Source organism: Streptomyces sp. KL116D (assembly GCF_030766975.1).
Classification (GTDB): domain Bacteria; phylum Actinomycetota; class Actinomycetes; order Streptomycetales; family Streptomycetaceae; genus Streptomyces; species Streptomyces longispororuber_A.
On sequence record NZ_JASERH010000136.1, the window covers coordinates 37382 to 53563 of the forward strand.

Annotated in this window: 11 protein-coding genes and 5 pseudogenes; 10 read left to right on the forward strand and 6 right to left on the reverse strand. The window is 67.9% G+C overall.

Going from position 1 to position 16182, the window contains the following annotated elements; all coding sequences use genetic code 11:
- The first annotated feature begins 518 nt into the window (after nt 1-518).
- The 5 genes from cutA (at nt 519) to RBJ77_RS48665 (ending at nt 8872) form a co-directional block, all read left to right on the forward strand.
- The gene (gene cutA, locus RBJ77_RS48645) at nt 519-734 is read left to right on the forward strand and encodes a divalent cation tolerance protein CutA (RefSeq protein WP_372350828.1); all 216 of its coding nucleotides are present in this window, start codon (nt 519-521) and stop codon (nt 732-734) included.
- Between the two features lie 1994 nt (nt 735-2728).
- A complete protein-coding gene (locus RBJ77_RS48650) occupies nt 2729-3082 on the forward strand; it encodes an ATP-binding protein (protein ID WP_372350829.1) in 354 nt (117 codons plus the stop codon).
- Nucleotides 3083-3533: 451 nt separating this feature from the next.
- The gene (locus RBJ77_RS48655; protein ID WP_372345127.1) at nt 3534-3677 is read left to right on the forward strand and encodes a hypothetical protein; all 144 of its coding nucleotides are present in this window, start codon (nt 3534-3536) and stop codon (nt 3675-3677) included.
- 593 nt (nt 3678-4270) lie between these two features.
- Nucleotides 4271-5169, forward strand: a protein-coding gene (locus RBJ77_RS48660; protein WP_372350830.1) for an IS5 family transposase whose coding sequence is annotated in 2 segments (ribosomal slippage) — nt 4271-4607 and nt 4607-5169 — 900 coding nt in all. Because the reading frame shifts where the segments join, the coding sequence is not laid out codon by codon here.
- A gap of 3517 nt (nt 5170-8686) precedes the next feature.
- Nucleotides 8687-8872, forward strand: coding sequence for a hypothetical protein (locus tag RBJ77_RS48665; RefSeq protein WP_372351578.1), 186 nt, complete (start codon nt 8687-8689; stop codon nt 8870-8872).
- A gap of 44 nt (nt 8873-8916) precedes the next feature.
- Here the strand turns inward: RBJ77_RS48665 and RBJ77_RS48670 are convergent.
- From RBJ77_RS48670 to RBJ77_RS48680, 3 genes and pseudogenes are all read right to left on the reverse strand, one after another.
- Nucleotides 8917-9012, reverse strand: a pseudogene (locus tag RBJ77_RS48670) (patatin-like phospholipase family protein); the annotation flags it as partial.
- Nucleotides 9013-9158: 146 nt separating this feature from the next.
- On the reverse strand, nt 9159-9485 hold the full coding sequence (locus RBJ77_RS48675; RefSeq protein ID WP_372350831.1) for a patatin-like phospholipase family protein: 327 nt from the start codon (nt 9483-9485) through the stop codon (nt 9159-9161).
- 133 nt (nt 9486-9618) lie between these two features.
- Nucleotides 9619-10276 (reverse strand): annotated as a pseudogene (locus RBJ77_RS48680) (nitroreductase); the annotation flags it as partial.
- A 141-nt stretch (nt 10277-10417) separates the two neighbouring features.
- Here RBJ77_RS48680 and RBJ77_RS48685 point away from each other — a divergent pair.
- Nucleotides 10418-11106, forward strand: a pseudogene (locus RBJ77_RS48685) (FMN-dependent NADH-azoreductase).
- On the opposite strand, the gene RBJ77_RS48690 reads toward RBJ77_RS48685, so the two are convergent.
- The gene (locus RBJ77_RS48690; protein ID WP_372350832.1) at nt 11078-11443 is read right to left on the reverse strand and encodes a MarR family winged helix-turn-helix transcriptional regulator; all 366 of its coding nucleotides are present in this window, start codon (nt 11441-11443) and stop codon (nt 11078-11080) included. The pseudogene RBJ77_RS48685 and the gene RBJ77_RS48690 overlap by 29 nt on opposite strands.
- Nucleotides 11444-12262: 819 nt before the next feature.
- Here RBJ77_RS48690 and RBJ77_RS48695 point away from each other — a divergent pair.
- Both RBJ77_RS48695 and RBJ77_RS48700 read left to right on the forward strand, forming a co-directional pair.
- Nucleotides 12263-12361 (forward strand): annotated as a pseudogene (locus tag RBJ77_RS48695) (sigma factor-like helix-turn-helix DNA-binding protein); the annotation flags it as partial.
- 143 nt (nt 12362-12504) lie between these two features.
- A complete protein-coding gene (locus RBJ77_RS48700) occupies nt 12505-12726 on the forward strand; it encodes a hypothetical protein (RefSeq protein WP_372351579.1) in 222 nt (73 codons plus the stop codon).
- A gap of 190 nt (nt 12727-12916) precedes the next feature.
- On the opposite strand, the pseudogene RBJ77_RS48705 reads toward RBJ77_RS48700, so the two are convergent.
- Both RBJ77_RS48705 and RBJ77_RS48710 read right to left on the reverse strand, forming a co-directional pair.
- A pseudogene (locus RBJ77_RS48705) lies at nt 12917-13670 on the reverse strand (SDR family oxidoreductase).
- 431 nt (nt 13671-14101) lie between these two features.
- Nucleotides 14102-14599, reverse strand: a complete 498-nt coding sequence (locus RBJ77_RS48710; protein WP_372345131.1) for an MBL fold metallo-hydrolase — start codon at nt 14597-14599, stop codon at nt 14102-14104.
- Between the two features lie 277 nt (nt 14600-14876).
- On the opposite strand from RBJ77_RS48710, the gene RBJ77_RS48715 reads away from it, so the two are divergent.
- The gene (locus RBJ77_RS48715; protein WP_372350833.1) at nt 14877-15230 is read left to right on the forward strand and encodes a hypothetical protein; all 354 of its coding nucleotides are present in this window, start codon (nt 14877-14879) and stop codon (nt 15228-15230) included.
- Nucleotides 15231-15441: 211 nt separating this feature from the next.
- Nucleotides 15442-16137, forward strand: coding sequence for an alpha/beta hydrolase (locus RBJ77_RS48720; protein ID WP_372350834.1), 696 nt, complete (start codon nt 15442-15444; stop codon nt 16135-16137).
- Nucleotides 16138-16182 lie beyond the last annotated feature (45 nt).

A 16182-nucleotide genomic window follows, 5' to 3' on the forward strand; every position in this document is an offset into this window, starting at 1 on the left:
CGCCCATCTTGCCGCTCAGCGGGCGGGAGTGGCGGGGCAGTGTGTGCAGGAAAGGGTCGGCTCTGGAGGCAGTGGCTAGGTTGCGGTCTCGCGCTTGATGGCTGCGGGACTGTTCTTGATTCAACTCAGGCTGTCGCAGGTGTCCCTCGCATTTGTGGTGCAGTGGGCTGCGTCGGGAGGCCGATTGCGCCACGTGTGGCTTGGCTCCGACCAATGTGGTCAGCCCGGCGTGGAGGGATCTGCGGCATCGTCGTGGCGGGAGGAGGCGTAGCTTCTCTGAGGGAGATCCGGGCTCGGCGGAGTAGATGGTGAGGGTGAGTCGAGTTCGGCTGCCAGCTCGAGCCCCTCGTAGGCCCGGTCTGTCCGAGGGAGAGGGGTCTACCGAGCAGCCCATCCCATACATAGGCTGCGGCGCATGACGCACTATCTACAGGTCGCCACCGCAGCGGCCACCAGGGACGAGGCAGTCGTCCTCGTCAAGGCCGTCGTCGGCAGATCGGCTGGCTGCGGGTGCACAGGTGATTGGCCCGGTTGTCTCGGCCTTCTGGCACGACGGAGCGTTCGGTACTGGGGAGGAGTACCGGGTCCTCTTCAAAACGCGCGCGGATTGCTACACCAAACTGGAGGAGTTCATTCTCGCGCATCATCCTTGGGAGCGTCCCGAGCTCAATGCCGTGATCTTCAGCGAGTCGTCGGCCGACTTCAGGGACTGGGTCGACAGGAATCTCGGCTAAGCCTGCGCACGTTCCAGGAGTTCCTCCACCTCTGGTAGACCACGATGCCGGGTCAGGGCTGACAGTGTGGGCGCGAGTCGCTGTCGGGGACGCACCGATGCGACCCCGACAGATAGCTCCAGTACGCGGCAAGCCGACGCGGCCGCGGTCTCTACTTCCCCGCTGCCAGATAGGACTCGCCAGCCAAGACGTGTACAGCGCCTTGTCCCTGGCGTGTGTGTGTCGCTGAATCGAGCCAGGACGGATTCGAGTACGGGGACCGAGCGCAGTGGACGACGCAGTTCCGTCCAGCACCGGCCCTTCGATCGATCTCTACTTCGTCGGAGTCGACCCAGGCGGCCCAGTCCGGCACCGGGCCGCTGCTGTCCTCGCTTGAGCGCCTCCTCTGCAGCGTGCAGGGCAGCCTCTGTTTCTCGGGCGTGCCCGGCGACGGCGTGGGCCCAGGCCAAGCGTTCGTGCAGGAGAGCTCGCACGCCGGATGGGGCCCGGGGCCCTGCGGTACGGCACGACTCGATGGCCGTCGCAACCGCCTTGCTCTGATCGGTCCCCGAGTGCTGGTAGGCGAGGAAGGCCAGGGCGTTGCCCTCCAAGGCAACGTCGCCGGCCGCGTGAGCCGCGCCTGGCTGGCCTCGTACAGTCCTTGAGCCTGCAGCCTGGCGCCCAGCGTCGAAGGCTGCCCAGCCTGCCTGTTGTGCCTGCTCGGCGAGCAAGGAACGCAGGAGCGTTGCCGGTGGATTCGCTGTAGGTGCAGTCGCACAGGAGGCCGCGTGTCCTGTGGTACTCACCGAGGTAGAGCCTGAACGTGTCCCCGCCTCCGAGCACGTCGTCCAGTCGTCTCAGCCGGGCGGTGCGTCGGCTTGCAGCAACTCGACGCCGCGCGTGCTCGAGTCGATCCCCGGGCGGTCGGAGGCGTCAGGGCGACCAGCCCGCCGGCTGCCAGTGACCCTGACGCCTTTACGAAATCCCTGCGTCGCACCTTCGTTGCCTCTCCTCGCTCTCGCCCTGCTCACCTCCCATGAGCGGTCGGCGAGTCCCAGCAGACCACCACCCGATTCGAGTGCGTCTGCGATCGCGCAATCTTCTCGAAAGTAGTGACGGCGCTGCCACTGCCTCGCCAGGGACCCACACGTGCTGAGCTTGAGCGATCGTCACTCGCTTGCCAGCTTGAGTGAAGCTGATCCCCGCGTGCGCTTTGGCCAGCCGGAACACCGTGCCAAAGTCGTGCGCCTTGAGAGCCGCGAGCATCTCCGAGCTGCGAGGTCTCATCCGGCAAGGCCGTCACTGGCCGGTACTCACCTCATTCGGTGCATTGCTGCCTACTGCTGATTCTCAGCCTCAGCGGTGAGATTGATCCAGAAGCCTACCCATCATGCGCACCTATCGCCGCGCAAGCCAGAAACCCATCCGCTCGGCATGGTGATCGCATCAGGCCGACGAGGAAGGGAGCGGCCGCGCAGCGACGGCGAACTCACCGAACCTCCGCAGTCACAGCGCAGCGCTGAGCCCGCCTTTGACGGGCGGTCGCGCCTTCTGTCCAGCTGGAAAGTCCCCCGCGCGTGGGCCATCGTGCGACGAGGAAATCCCTGAGTCGCTTTCGGCCCAGAGGAGGCTGTGCTTCATGGCGCGTGAGGCCCGAAACCGCTCCCGGATTGCGGCGATCGCCGGAGCGCATCCCGCAGTCGGCGCCCACGGTTGGTTCTTGGCCCTTGTCCTCGCCGCCGAGTTGCTGGCACGCGTCGCCCCCTACGCACGTCTTCGTTCGCTCTGCACGCCGACCATCCACGAGCAGGAGCCTCACATGAGCTTCTCGCCGGCAGACCAGCATCTCCTCTGCAACAGCGCTGACAGGCCTCGAGCGGGACCGGCGGAGCTCGGCCGCACTGCGCACCCAGCCCCACCTTGCAGACCTGCCTCCAGTCCTTCCCTCGCCGATCGCAGTCTCGGCGGGCGCGCGAGAGCAAGCAGGTTCCTCTCGTACGTCGCATCGGGGCTGCGTGGCTGCGGCAGGCCTGTCGTATGCCGGAGGATCGCGTCGAGGTGGCGCTGATCGTGCTCTCGAGCTCCTCACCAACGCCGTCCTGCACGGTGCGGGATCTTCAGTGGCCTACCGCAGCTGGTCTCCGCAACCAGGCCTGGTCCACATCGAGATCGATGACGGCACCGAGACCCCGGAGCCCCAGCCCACCCAGGCTGCGGCGTCGGACGAATCCGGCCGCGGCCTGTTCCTCGTCCAGATGCTCGTCCAGGAGCTGGGTGGCGACTGGGGCTTCAGCCATCGCGGCACCACCGTATGGTGCCGCTTACCCATCGGCGGCCAGCAGACCGGACGCGAGCGGAGCCAGCCGTGAGCAACGATGTGATTGAGGCGCCGCCGGCGCTACCGGCGGGGACGAGGGTCATTGTCTGCGGGTGTCTGCCCAGTGCGGAGTCCGGGACTCGGCGCTACGCGGCGTGCACAAGACCGTCGCTCGGTGGAGGTGGGTGCCGGTCGAGACGTTGATCGACATTGGACTGTTCACGTCGCCGGCCGCGGGCCGCCCCGCGCGGGCGACGCGCGCTGGACCTGGTGACCGACGGTGGGGCCGGCGGTATCGTGATGCTCAGCTACGTGATGCCGTTCTTCCTCCCCGTCGAGCGGACCGCGATCGTCGCGTGCCAGCGGCGGACCGGGGCGTGGGTGTCGAGCCGGTGGAGCACTGCGGACGTCGCCGCCCGGTTAAACCACTTTCGTCCGGTGCAGGCAAGGCGGTGAGTGCGGGGGCGTCCCGGCGTCGGGCGCGAGGGCGTCAGCTTCTGCGGGTGCCGCGGCTGCGATGGGTGATACGTCATCCGCTGCGCTACCTGGCCATGCTCGGCTTCGGCCCCGTCCAGCTCATCCTGCTGCCGACCCTGGTCGGCGCCATCACCCTCCTGGTGATGACACTGAGGCCGCATGCCTCCTGAGCCGGGAGCCCCGAGGCAGGTCGGCGCCACGTCTCGTCTGCCCCCGGTCGCGCTTCTGTGGGGAGGTCGCGGCCGGCCAGCCTCGCTCCGCCCCCGTCTGCTGAGCGGGCGGTGCAAGACCCGGATGCGGCCCTGCCACCAGGGTCCTGTCCGGACGGGCGTGTGGAGGTGTCCTCCCCCGCCGTCTCCCCACACGCCACCTCCCACCGGTTTTCCGTGAAAGGGAACCTCTGACGCACCAGCGCGGGTCTCACCGTCCCGTACATCACCGTCCGGCACGGCGAGACACCCGACCTCGAGCGACACCTGTGCGTGCGCCCCGGCCCCGACGCAGCCGCCGGCGGCTCGCCTGGATCAACGAAGGTCTTGGGGACCGCGATCTGCGCGGCGTGCTGTGGGGCCGGGTCTCGCAGGAATTAAGCGTCGACCGCCGCGCCCTGAGGGGACACCGCGGTGGCGGCTGGTCCATCCCGCCCGGCAGCGGGAGACCATGCTCTACCTCCAGTGCCGAGGTGTGCGTGACGCGGGTGCGCGACGTGCGCCGCCAGAGCGTGTGTTTGAGATGTCGATCAAGGTCGTGAAACGATCTTGGGATGGCTCGTGGAGATCTGACGGACGACCAATGGCTGCGCCTGGAAGCGGTGTTGCCACCGCTGCCGACGATGGGGCGCAAGCCGCGGGACCGGCGGCAGGTCTTCGACGGGATCTGGTGGCGGGCCCGGACAGGCTCACCGTGGCGGGACATACCCGAGCGGTACGGACCATGGGAGACGTCGTACTCGGCGTTCCGGCGCTGGCAGATCGACGGGACCTGGGCCCGCGTCCTGGAGAAGTTGCAGGTCAAGGCCGATGCTGCTGGACACGTCGAGTGGGAGGTGTCGGTGGACTCGACGGTCTGCCGGGCCCATCAGCACGCCGCCGGAGCCCGCAAAAGGGGGCTGACCGTGAGGGCCGGCCGGACGACGGCGGCCTGGCGGACGAACCGGCGGACCACGGGCTCGGCCGTTCGCGCGGTGGCCTGAGTACCAAGCTCCATCTGGCCGCCGACGCCGCCGGGCACGTCCTCGCCATCGTGGTGACCGGCGGCCAACGCGGCGACGCGCCGCAGTTCATCGAGGTCATGGACCGCATCCGGGTCCCCCGGCCGGGCGGCGGGCGGCCTCGTGTCCGGCCTGATCACGTGCTCGCCGACCGCGCGTACTCCTCCCGTGAGATCCGCGCTTACCTGCGCAGACGCAACATCGCGCACACCATCCCGGAGAAGCGCGATCAGGCCGGACACCGGCGGAGCCGGGGATCGGCCGGTGGCCGACCACCCGGCTTCGACCGAGAGAAGTACAAGGCCAGGCACAAGGTCGAGTGCCGGATCGGCTTGTTGAAGCAGGCCCGCGGCGTCGCCACGCGCTACGACAAGCTCGCCGTCCGCTACGAAGCGACCGTCCAACTCGCCTTGATACGGCAGTCCTGTGACCTCATTTCAAACACGCCCTAGGATTGCGGTGCACGTTCGCTGACCCGATCTTCTCAAGCGCCTCCGGCAGTAAAGAGGCTGCAGCCATGAGACGAAGGCGTCGTGAGTCCGAGGCGTTTCCGATCGACGGCGTGGCAGTTCCACTGATGAAGCAGAGGGCGAAGGTCTGCTCGGCGGCGTAGTCAGGCTTGCCCGCTCTTGAGCCGCTCTTGCCGGCCCACATTACCCCACGAGGCCAGACGAGCCGTGGAGGCAGTCTGCGGATCATGCTGGTCGACGACGAAGTCAGTCAGTTCGCTCCGCGGCCGCGGCGCCCTGCGTATCCGCGGTCACCTGCGTACCGTCGGCCGAAGGCGACGCATCGATGACATCTGGGAGCTCGGTGATGTCAGCAGGCTTTCCAGGAGGTGGTGGTCCCTCACCACTCTCGCTTTCCTCGAGGCGTCGTCGCCCTTCTCCTTCCGTCGCCTCTTCAGCTCGAGTTCCCTGGCCGTCTTCTCTGAGTACCGCCTCATCTCGTAGCCCCTCAGTCCGGCTGCTCGAACACTTCTGCTGCCTCCTTACCAGTTCGTGGGGCGCGCCGACACCGGTCCCCAGCCCTCTGGTCACTGACTGCTGTCCGCCGCTGTAAAGCTTCACCTCCTGCGGCTTCTGTGACAGTGCCGTGCCTCAATTCTTCTGCGTTCGGCGTCATGGCCGCGGTTCGTCAGTTACCGGAGTCGCGTTGTAGTAGGTGCGGATGAGCGCGATCACGGTGTTGGTCGTGTGGTCGAGGTAGCTGCGACGTCGGGCAGAAGGCCTTCCGGGCTGATGTAGCTGTTCGGCCCGAGGTGGTGGCTGGGTCAAGGCGATGCACGGTGATCTTCCCGGCTCGGCGGGCGCGGTTCCACGCACTCCGGCGGAGCAGGCGCAGCGCTGAATATCCACGTTCCGACGCGTTCGATCCGCGGTCGCCGGCACTGGTGAGTTGGTGCACGTGCTCAGCGTGGGTGACATCATTGGACCCGTTGTGGAACCCGCCCAGCGTGATCACCACGACAGGGGCGCGCAACTGTGTGCACACATCATCGACCGCGCCTGTGGCGACCTGTGCGCCGCCACTGTAAGAGAGCAACTACCACGGGAACACCGCTGCCGGACCGGCATCCGCGAGCTCGAGCTGCGTGGCGATCTGAGTGCCGACGGCCCGGTTGTACAGCGGACGGTATCGGTGGTCCGCGGCGACGAAGACCGCATGACGTTGTGCAGGAGAGAGCAGCAGCCCGATCCGCCAAAGCCGCAGTCACGCCCGCCACCGGCCGGCTCGCCAGTGGGTCGCGAGCGGTGAGTAGGGCTGCACCTGGCCCAGCACGCGCAGTTCCGGTGCTCCTTCTCGAGCACTGCCGGACCAACTGGCCGCCGTCCCTGGTGTCGCGGACACAGACGCTTCCGATGCCGTCCAGGTAGTCAAGTAGGCGTCCGGCGGACGGCCGGATCCGCGCCGCGCGCATAGGGATGCCCTCCGAAGGTGGGTGAGGGGGCGCGCAGGCCGGTCCCGCAGACCAGCACCGCGTGACGGGCCAGCAGCCTCGGCAAGCAGCACGGGTCCGAGGTTTCGAGTGCCGAGAGCAGAACCGTCATGCGAGCGACGCATCGCCGGGGAGCGCTGATCCTCACTGACCAGACGCCGCACGGCTCCACGACGACACCAGCCCGACTCGGCGACGGCCACACGTAACCGGCAGCGCTCCACTCAACGCGAGCCCGGTCGCCGCATGCAGCGGGTCAGCGAGAGCGGCACCGACGCCCACGAAGATGCAGTGGAAGTGGAGGGAGCGCCGAGCACTCGAACGCGAGGACCGCGGTGAGCGGCAGCGGGCAACCAGGCCTGCCGTCCACTCCAGGCCCTCGCCCGGTGGCGAGGACATGACCAACTCGGTCGATCGCTCCACGCGGCCAGCGGCCAGAACGCGAGCACGGCGCCTCGACGACGCTCGCTGCGGCCGGCGAGCAGCCCTGCGACGAGTGTTCGCGGCAGGCCGGGCCTGCGCGCCAGCAGCGGCAGGATGCGTCCGACCGCCTCGGACAGCCCGGCGCACAGCAGCAGAATCACGACGACAGACGACATCACTCAGCCTCCCTGTGGCGGATCGACCGAGCCGACTGATGAACCTTGTCGGCGACGCGCGTGTACCGCTCCAGTTCGTCGACGGCCCTGCCGGTGTCCGCCCGCCTTGTGCTGGGCGGTCTTCAGGCTCGTCGCGGCCGCTGCGAAGCCCGGTTCGTGGAGCAGGCGTCGGCAAGAACACGAACGGTGTTCCTGCGATGTCCTGGGTACGCATCGACAGGCCGGCACCGAGTTCGACGACGCGACGAGCCACCATCGCTGGTCCGCGCCCTGCGGGATCAGCAGCAGCGGACTCCGGCGTACATGGCTCAAGCTGACGCTGTTCATTCCGCCGTGGGTGACGAACAGCGCCGCGCGGTCCAGCATCTTCCGGCTGCGCACGAAGCGGCGGGCGAGCACGTTCCCGGCAGTGGCCCGAGCGCGCTCGGATCGGTGGGGCCCGTCGACACGACCACCGCGCGCGGAGGTAGCGAGCGCGGTGGCGAAACCGGCGCAGAGCCGCGGGCCACCGTTGAACACCGCTCCCAACGACGCGTACAACACCGGTCCTGGAGCCGGTCGAGAGGGAACGACGGATCGGTGGACGGGCGCCGACACTCGGGCCGAGTGGAATCTGCACGACTGGTCGAACTCCTCGACCGCGGGCTGGAACTCCGGGGACGTGTAGCACGAGGTTCAGCGCTTGGCGGATGTCCGCCAGGTCGAGCAGGGAAGCCCGAGGTGTCGTAGCGTCGGTGCAACTCCCGACGGGACCGCAGATAGCCCCGGGCGCTGCGGGGCCGGGCCCTTGCGTCGGCCAGCAGCTGCCAGGAGCCCCGAGTGGGGCTCGGGACATGACTGTTGAAGGCGAACGTGGTGAACGAAGAGGCCGCCGGAATGCCGAGTTCACGAGCGGCGATCGCCCCCAAGGACAGGCGCTGTCGTGCACGATCAGGTCGGGACGTTCGCGGCGGAGTTCGGGAGCAGGTCGGGCAGTCGGCGCAGAGCGCGTGTGTCGCCAGCGCCTCCATCCAGGTGAGCGGCGTCGGCTCGGCGGGGAAAGGCTGGTCAACGGGGTCGGGGAGCACCGTCGCGCCGTTGGCCCGATCTCCTCACGGAAGGCGGGCGACGTGTGGTACACGACGGTGTGACCGCGCTGAACGAGTTCGGCCACGACCGGCAGCGTCGGATTGATGTGTCCGTGCATGCCGATGTTCAGGAACGCGATGGTGCTCACTGTTCTGCCTCCGATGCCGAAGAAGTCGATGAGCCGCACGTGCCGGCGGAGAAGCCGCGGAGGGGCCCTCGACGCGGTAGAGTCCCGGCCCGTCGATGCGTAGTTCGTCGAGGAAGCGCGCCGTGCGGCTCGCGGTGCCGATCAGCCGCTGAGTGCGGCCGAAGTCCCACGGTGCGGGCCAGGTGTCGATCCCGGTGGGCAGCACGACGGTCGGTATGCGTGCGGGACACCTCGCGCAGGTCACGCTCGATCTGGTGGTGCAGGAGCAGCAGCCCGGCACGGGCGGCGATGGCACTCGCGGCGCGGCGGAGCGGATCGACGGACGCAGGGCGAGCTCTCCGGCACCGCCACCACCACGACACTGGCGGCCCGGCCTGCAGCGCGGCAGCACCGGAACGTAGGCGACCACTCCACCGTCGACAAGCGTCCGGCCGTCCCGCTCCACCGGGGGCAGCATTCCAGGGATCGCCGCGCTGGCGAGGAGCGCGGATTCCAGGTCTCCACGGTCGAGCAGCACGGGAACGCCGGTGGCGAGATCCATCGCCACCGCAGTGAAGGGGACCGCCAACTGCTATCCGCGAGGGCAGTCCGGCCCGAGCGATCAACCGCCGTAAGCCGCGGTCGGTGAAGGCACTGGTCCTCGAAGACGGATAGCCGAGCGGATACACTCACGGCGACGCAGCCGGGTCACACATGGTCCAGCCATGGTGCCGCCTCCTCTGGATGAGCGGCCGCGATGGCCCCGTTCAGTGCTCCGACCGAGGTTCCGATGATCATGTCCGGGACGAATCCGCGGCGCTCCAGCGCGTAACCGATGCCTACTTGGGCCGCGCCGGGCACGCCACCGGCGCCGACCACGACGGCCACAGGACGGGGAAGGGCGCTCAGGCCCACCGGCTCCGGATCCTGTGCGCCACGTTTCATGAGAGGTCGAGCCCGAGCTCCGGTCGAGTCCTGTTGCGCGCTGTGAAGCGGTGGGTTGAGCGTCTTGCTCTCAACAACGGGCTCGGCCATCACTGAGCTCCTCGCGTCGACAGAGTGCATCTGTGGTCCCACTCCAATGACAGGCGAACCGCACAGGTGTGACACACGCTGTGGACCGGTGTGGGACGGCACCGCCCGTCTGCGTCAGAGGGCGTCGACGAAGAGTGACCGTCTCTGTTGAGAGGGCCCGGTCCGTGCGAGTGGCCGCCTCCGTGATGTCCTCGAATCCGATCGACATGCCGCAGAAGAGAACGAGAGTTCGCCCGGGGGCTCAAGGATCTCCGAGACAGTTTTGTGGTACTTCGCCCAGGCCATCTGCGGACAGCTGTGCAGTCCCTCGGCGCGCAGCAGCAGCATGACCGTCTGCAGGTACATCCCGCGACGTCCGACCATTGGGCCGGGCCCATGTCGCGATCGATGTAGCAGAACAGCGCGGCGGAGCGCGCGCGAGCACTGCCAGTTCGCCGAGGCCGCCCTCTGTCGAGCCTCGACGTCCTCGCGCGCAATGCCCAGTCACTCCGTAGCGCTGCTCGCCGAAGGCCGATCGGCGCTCGCGGTAGGGCGACTTCAGAGCAGCGGGGTACTGCTGGTACTCCGGCTCGTCCCAGGGCTCGCCCGACGCCAGTCGCTCGCCGGCTCGCCGCTTGAGCTCGGCCAGGGGGCCGTCGGTGACGACGTAGACCCGCCACGGCTGGATGTTCGATGCGGATGGCGCCCAGGCCGCACTGGACACCACGCGCTCCAACGCGGCCCTCGACACCGGCTGGTCAGCTGAATCGACGTACCGCATGCCGGCTCCGCACTGCCTCATGGACTTCCACGGTCGACTCCCTCTTCCTCGTCGCTCGATCGCCAACGTTCGTATCGAACGAGATGGTATCGTTCGATACTATCACGCTCGAGTCGAGCGCTCGGTGGGCGCGAGTCCCCGCCGTCGGACACCACCTCATGGGAGAAAAGTCATGGTCACGCTGTTGCACATCGATTCATCCGTGCTGCCGGGCGCGGCATCCTCGTCCCGTTCAGTCGGGGCGGCCTTCGTCAAGGCATGGGAGGAGCAGCACCCGCAGGGCACGGTGATCCACCGCGATCTGGCGACCGACCCCGTCCCGCACATGACGGCCGCCGCCTGGACCGCTGGGTACACCGCGCCGTCGGACCGCACACCGGAGCAGTCCGCGGCATTCGCCGCACGTCTGGAACTCATCGAGGAACTCGAGCAGGCGGACGCGGTCCTGATCGGCGCCCCGATGCACAACTTCTCGATCCCGTCGACGCTCAAGGCATGGCTCGACAGCGTGCTCCTGCTCGGCCGGACCGCAGGCGAGAGGCCCTCCGCCCGGGACGTCCCGGCCGTCGCCATCGCCACCCGCGGCGGCTCGTACAGGCCGGGGACGCCTCGTGAGGAGCTTTGATTTCGTACAGAACTACCTGGGGGCAGTCCTCCGGGACACTCTCGGTCTGGATCTGGACTTCATCGTTCCTGAGCTCACCATGGCCCGACGGAATCCGGCCATGAGCGAACTGATCCCCCTCTACGAGACCTCCCGCGAACGCGCTTTCGCGAAGCGGCTTCGAAGGCAAGGAGCTCGCGAAGCGAGTGGGGGCGCACGCGCCAGCGCCTACCCGGCAGTGTCGGCTGGATAGGTGAACCGGGTCAGCAGGCCCGTCAGCTGCTCGGCCTCACCCGGCGCCAGTCCGGCGACCAGGTGCTCGACCAACGGTTCCGCCGCCACATGGGCAGCGTCGTACAGCTCGAGGCCCTCGGGGGTGATCTCCACCGCGCGGGCACGCCGGTCCCCCGGGACGGCCTTGCGCTGGGCAAGCCCCTTGCGCTCCAGGTCGTCCACGACCCGCATGATGCCGGCCTTGTCCGAACCCGTCGCCGCCACCAGGTCCCGCTGCACCGTGGGCCCGCGATCCACGAGCACGATGAGGACGGCGAAGTGCCGCAGCTCGATGCCGAGCGGCCGCAGGGCCTCTTCCATCACCGCGGCCGCCCGCCAGTGAGCTCGCCGGAGCAGCAGGCCCAGAGCAAAGGGGGACGCATCCCGGGGCGGTCGGTCACACGCGCGGGGAACCTTGCTCGGCGGCACTTCGGCTGTCATGCAGTCACCTTAACGCAATTGGCTCGTTCGATACGGTCTCGCATGAAACGGATGTACTGTCGACGCAGCCCCACAGAGCGCCATCGTGGCGAAGTCGCCTTCGCCACGATGACGCCCCCTCGCGCCCCACATCAAGCAGACGCCCACAGCCACGACTTGATTCACCGTCACATGTCACACCGGCCCCGTCTGTTCGGTCTACGTAGCAATGGACAACAAGCAGAGGCAGTCATGCGACAGACTCTGATCACCGGTCGAGGCACGTCCCGGTGTCACCCAAGGTGCGCACGCGGAAACCATCGGTTCGCCCTTCCTCGATGCGGCGGCTCAGCCAAGCAACGGAGGCCAATGGATCATGAGTGCCGAACCGTTCTCCCCCACGCCCGACGACCTCGAGGATGTTGTCGCCGTCTTCATACAGCTACCGCCAACGGCTCTTCGGGATCGCCTACCGCGTACTCGGCAGCACCGTTGAGGCCGAAAACGTCGTCCAGAGGCCGGCTGCGCTGGCAGAAGACCGACCGATCGCTGGTGATGTGTCCCGCCGCCTTCCTGTCCAGCGCCACGACCCGCCTGGCCATCAACGTCGCGCAGTCGGCGCGCGTACGCCGTGAGACATACATAGGACCGTGGCTCCCGGAACCTGTCGACACCAGCGTGGATCCCGCCCTGGGGGCGGAGCACGCGGAGACAGTGGGGATGGCGCTGCTCCTGGTACTGGAGAAACTGACTCCCGTCGAGCGCGCCGCCTACGTACTGCGCGAGGCGTTCGACTACGCCTACGCCGAGATCGCGGACATTCTCGACGTCAGCCTCGTCAACGTACGGAAGATCGTCAGCCGTGCACGCCGTCACCTGCTGGACGACCGGCGGGAGGCCGTGGACGCGGCCGAGCACCGTCGCCTCTCGGCGCATTCGTCTCAGCGGCCAGGACGGGAGACGTGGTCTCGCTGGAAGCCCTGTTCGCACCCGACGTCGTCAGCCTCTCTCCGACGGCAACGCGCATGCGGGGCTGTGCCCGCGTGCCTGTACTCGGCCGTGCCCGGGTGGCCAGGCTCTCGGCCTATCGGCAGCTCTGGCGGGACGCCGTGCCCGAGCTGGTCGACGCCAACGGCACTACAGGCGTACTGATCCACCGCGATGGCCGGCCCTCGCTTTCGTGACCGGAGCCGCCTCCAAGCGCGGCATTCACCAGGTGCTGTGGATCTTCACTCCGAGCAAGATCGCCGCCTTCCTCGATTCACGACCCAATTCGAGGAGCGCGAGCCACCCTCCCGCTGGAGATCAATGAACCCGCCCCGTCGCCACAGGGCAGAGGTGGCCCTCACCTTTCGGTGAGGACCACCTCGAGGACTACTTCTGCTGTGCGAGCCAGTCGGCGAACTTCGTCTCGCCCAGATCGGCGTCCGGACCGGGAAGCGAGCGTTCCCTCCTGCAGCAGGGGCGCCCCAGTGCGCGTCGCCTGCGGGTCCGTGACGATCTTGCGTGGGTCGTTCAGAGCGGCCAGTCCCATACGGATGAACTCTTCCAGCTCGAACACCTCGGGCCGCCGATCTCCACCACACCGTTCGCCGGTTCACCGACCGCCCTGCGCCCGACGGCCGCAGCCACGTCGCCGGAGACCATGGGCCGGATCTTGGCATCGGGCAGGTGCACGGTGTCACCCTCGGTGACCCCGTCGGCGAGTCCTTTCGCGAACTCGAAGAACTGGGTGGCGTGGATGATGGAGTACGGGATGCCGGAAGTCCTGATCAGGTCTTCCTGGACCTGCTTGGCGCGGAAATACCCGCTCCCCTGGAGCCGGTCGGTACCGACCACGGACAGCGCCACATGGTGCGCCACGCCGGCCTCGGCCTCCGCCTCGAGCAGATGGGTGGTGGACGTGCGGAAGAACTCCAGGACTGCCTCGTCCTCGAACGAGGGCGAGTTCGGTACACGTCCACCACGACCCGGGCGCCCTGCAGCACCTCGGCCAGCCCCTCGCCCGTCAACGTGTTGACGCCCGCTGCTGGGCGCCGCCGCCACCGCTTCCTGCCCGTGCTCGCCGAGCCCGGCTGACCACCTTCGAGCCGATGAGCCCGGTTCCACCAATGACTACGACCTTCATGACGGACTTCCTTTCGGCTTCCCTGATGCCTCTATCAGTAGAGACCGGGGACGGGCTCTGCTTGTGACACCGCCGGCTCCTGCTCCAAGCGGTCAGTAGTCCCACACGGCCGGCACGAAAGCGGAAAGCTTCGCCGGCCGCCGCCACGTGACACACGGACGGGAACGGCAGGTGCGTCGCCAGCAGCTGCTCGCCACTCGCCGCCATCTCTGTCAGGAGCCGGACCCGGACGCGGGCTGCCTCCTCGGGGTCGTGTTCGAAGCCGTTGAACCAGCCGGGGTTGTCGAACCCAGCACTGGAACACCGCATCTCCGGCGAACGTCAGCCGGTCGCCGCCGGACTCCAGGCGGACGATGCTGTGTCCCGAGTGTGACCGCCCGTGCGAACGATCGTCACACCCGGCGCCACCTCGCGCTCGGTCTCGAACGGCTTCAACTGGCCGCGATACACCTCCAGGAACTTCGAGGCGGTCTGCCGAAGGACCTCGGGCACCGGCTCCGGCATGGCAGTGCGGGAGAAGTCGGGCGCTTCCCAGAACTCGGCCTCGGCGGAGGCCAGGTGGACCCGCAGGTCCCTGCGCAGCCGACCCCTGAGCCCTCGACGAGCAGCCCACCGATGTGGTCCATGTGCAGGTGGGTGAGCACCACGTCGGTCACGGATGCGGGGTCGATCCCGGCCGCGTCCAGGCGCATGGCCAATTGCCCGAGCCGCGGAAAGCCCGGGAACTCCGTCCCCAGCCCGGAGTCGATGAGGATGGTCCGGCCGCCGCTGCGCACCACGGCGACATTCAGCGGATAGACGAGCAACTCCGGCAGGAAGTTGTCACTGAGCCAGGCGGACAGGTCGGCCTTGGCCGCGTTGGTGGCTAATGTTCCGGCGTCGATCTGCATCGTGCCGTCGCTGATCACCGTCACATCGATGTCGCCCACCTTCAGCGCGTAGCGAGGACGGAACCAGTTCGTCGTGCGCCGGTGCGTCGGGGTGTGTGAACGTCATGGTGTTCTCCTCCTGAAGAGCGTCAGCCGAGGACACCGACGGCGCCATGAGATACGCCGCCCGGTCATCCCTGTGACCGGACAGCAGCCGGTTCTGTGACAGCCGCACTGCAGATTCCGCCGGCCGGCAAGGCGGCGAAGAACGCCGTCGGTGGCCGGTAGGGGCGGTCACATGCGATCCGACAGGGCAAGCCGCACCGTCCGGGCGGACATGGACGCGGATCCGGACGACGCACAAAGAGGCGCAATTCCCCGGCTCGGCCGCGATGCCGTCGGCCACTATGGCGCCATGACGACTTACGACGGACCCGCTACTGCCATCGCCAGTGGCATCGAGTACCCGGTCACCGCCTCCCTTGCCATCGCGAGCAGGGGAAACGGCAAGACGTGGCACGGCACGCTGACCGCCGAGGACGAACGAGCCGCCTGGGAGATCTTCGACGATGAAGACACTCAGCTGAGGATCGGGGACCGTCTCCCCGAGGACTTCAGGAGCGCATCATTCGACGCGCACACCGCCGAAGTCGTCATCCAGGGGCGTGGATCCGCGCCCTTCGGATACTGACGCACGGCACGATCGAGCTTCTCTGCCCGGTTCACGTCGCTTGCAGTTTCCCTCCTCGGAACTTTGGCCTCACTCGACTCAACCGCACACCCTTCAGTGTGACCCACATCACACACGGAGGATTGAACTCCGCACCACCGTCTGCATCTTGCTTCTGTCCGGTTCTCCAGCGGCAGCGCAGAGTCGACTGCCGCTACACGAGAGGGAGTTGGTGCACTGTGAACAATCCAGTGAAAGCCCGCAACGTCGTCCTGGTGCACGGCGGATTCGTCGACGGATCCGGCTGGAAAGGGGTCTACGACCTGCTGCACGCCGACGGCTACCAGGTACGGATCGTGCAGAATCCACGCTCTCCCTGGAGGGAGACGTCGCCGCGACCCACCTGGCCCTCGACGCGCAGGACGGGCCGACCGTCCTGGTCGGGCACTCCTACGGCGGGGCCGTCATCACCGAGGCCGGCAACCACGACAACGTGTCCGCCCTCGTGTACGTGACTGCGTTCGTGCCCGACAAGGGCGAGTCCGTAAACACCCTCATCGCCGACCCGCCGCCCGGCGCCCCCGTCCCACCGATCCTGCCGCCCCAAGGCGGCTTCCTCCACCTCGACCGTGCCAAGTTCGCGGCCTCCTTCGCCGCGGACCTGCCACCCGGAGAAGCGCAATTCCTGGCCGACTCTCAAGTCCCCTGGGGCATCGAGGCACTTGAGGGCGCGATCACCAGCCCCGCCTGGTACGGCAAACCGAGCTACTACCTGATCGCCAGCGAGGACCGCATGATCCCGCCCCCGCGCAGCGCGCCATGGCCGATCGAGCCGGCGCGGACATCACCGAGACCGGTGGCAGCCACTCCGTCTCACGTCTCTCGTCCCGCCGAGGTCGCCGCACTGATCAAACGCGCCGCGGGCTGAGGAATTGCCCTACCGGGCCTACGCTGCACACCTGACCGGCCGGAA

What these genes read in the sequence shown, in the direction of transcription:
- RBJ77_RS48665 (WP_372351578.1), top strand. Translation starts at nt 8,687, where the DNA reads ATGCGTGCGGGACACCTCGCGCAGGTCACGCTCGATCTGGTGGTGCAG.
- RBJ77_RS48675 (WP_372350831.1), bottom strand. Translation starts at nt 9,485, where the DNA reads ATGGCCGAGCCCGTTGTTGAGAGCAAGACGCTCAACCCACCGCTTCAC.
- RBJ77_RS48690 (WP_372350832.1), bottom strand. Translation starts at nt 11,443, where the DNA reads ATGGAAGAGGCCCTGCGGCCGCTCGGCATCGAGCTGCGGCACTTCGCC.
- RBJ77_RS48715 (WP_372350833.1), top strand. Translation starts at nt 14,877, where the DNA reads ATGGACGCGGATCCGGACGACGCACAAAGAGGCGCAATTCCCCGGCTC.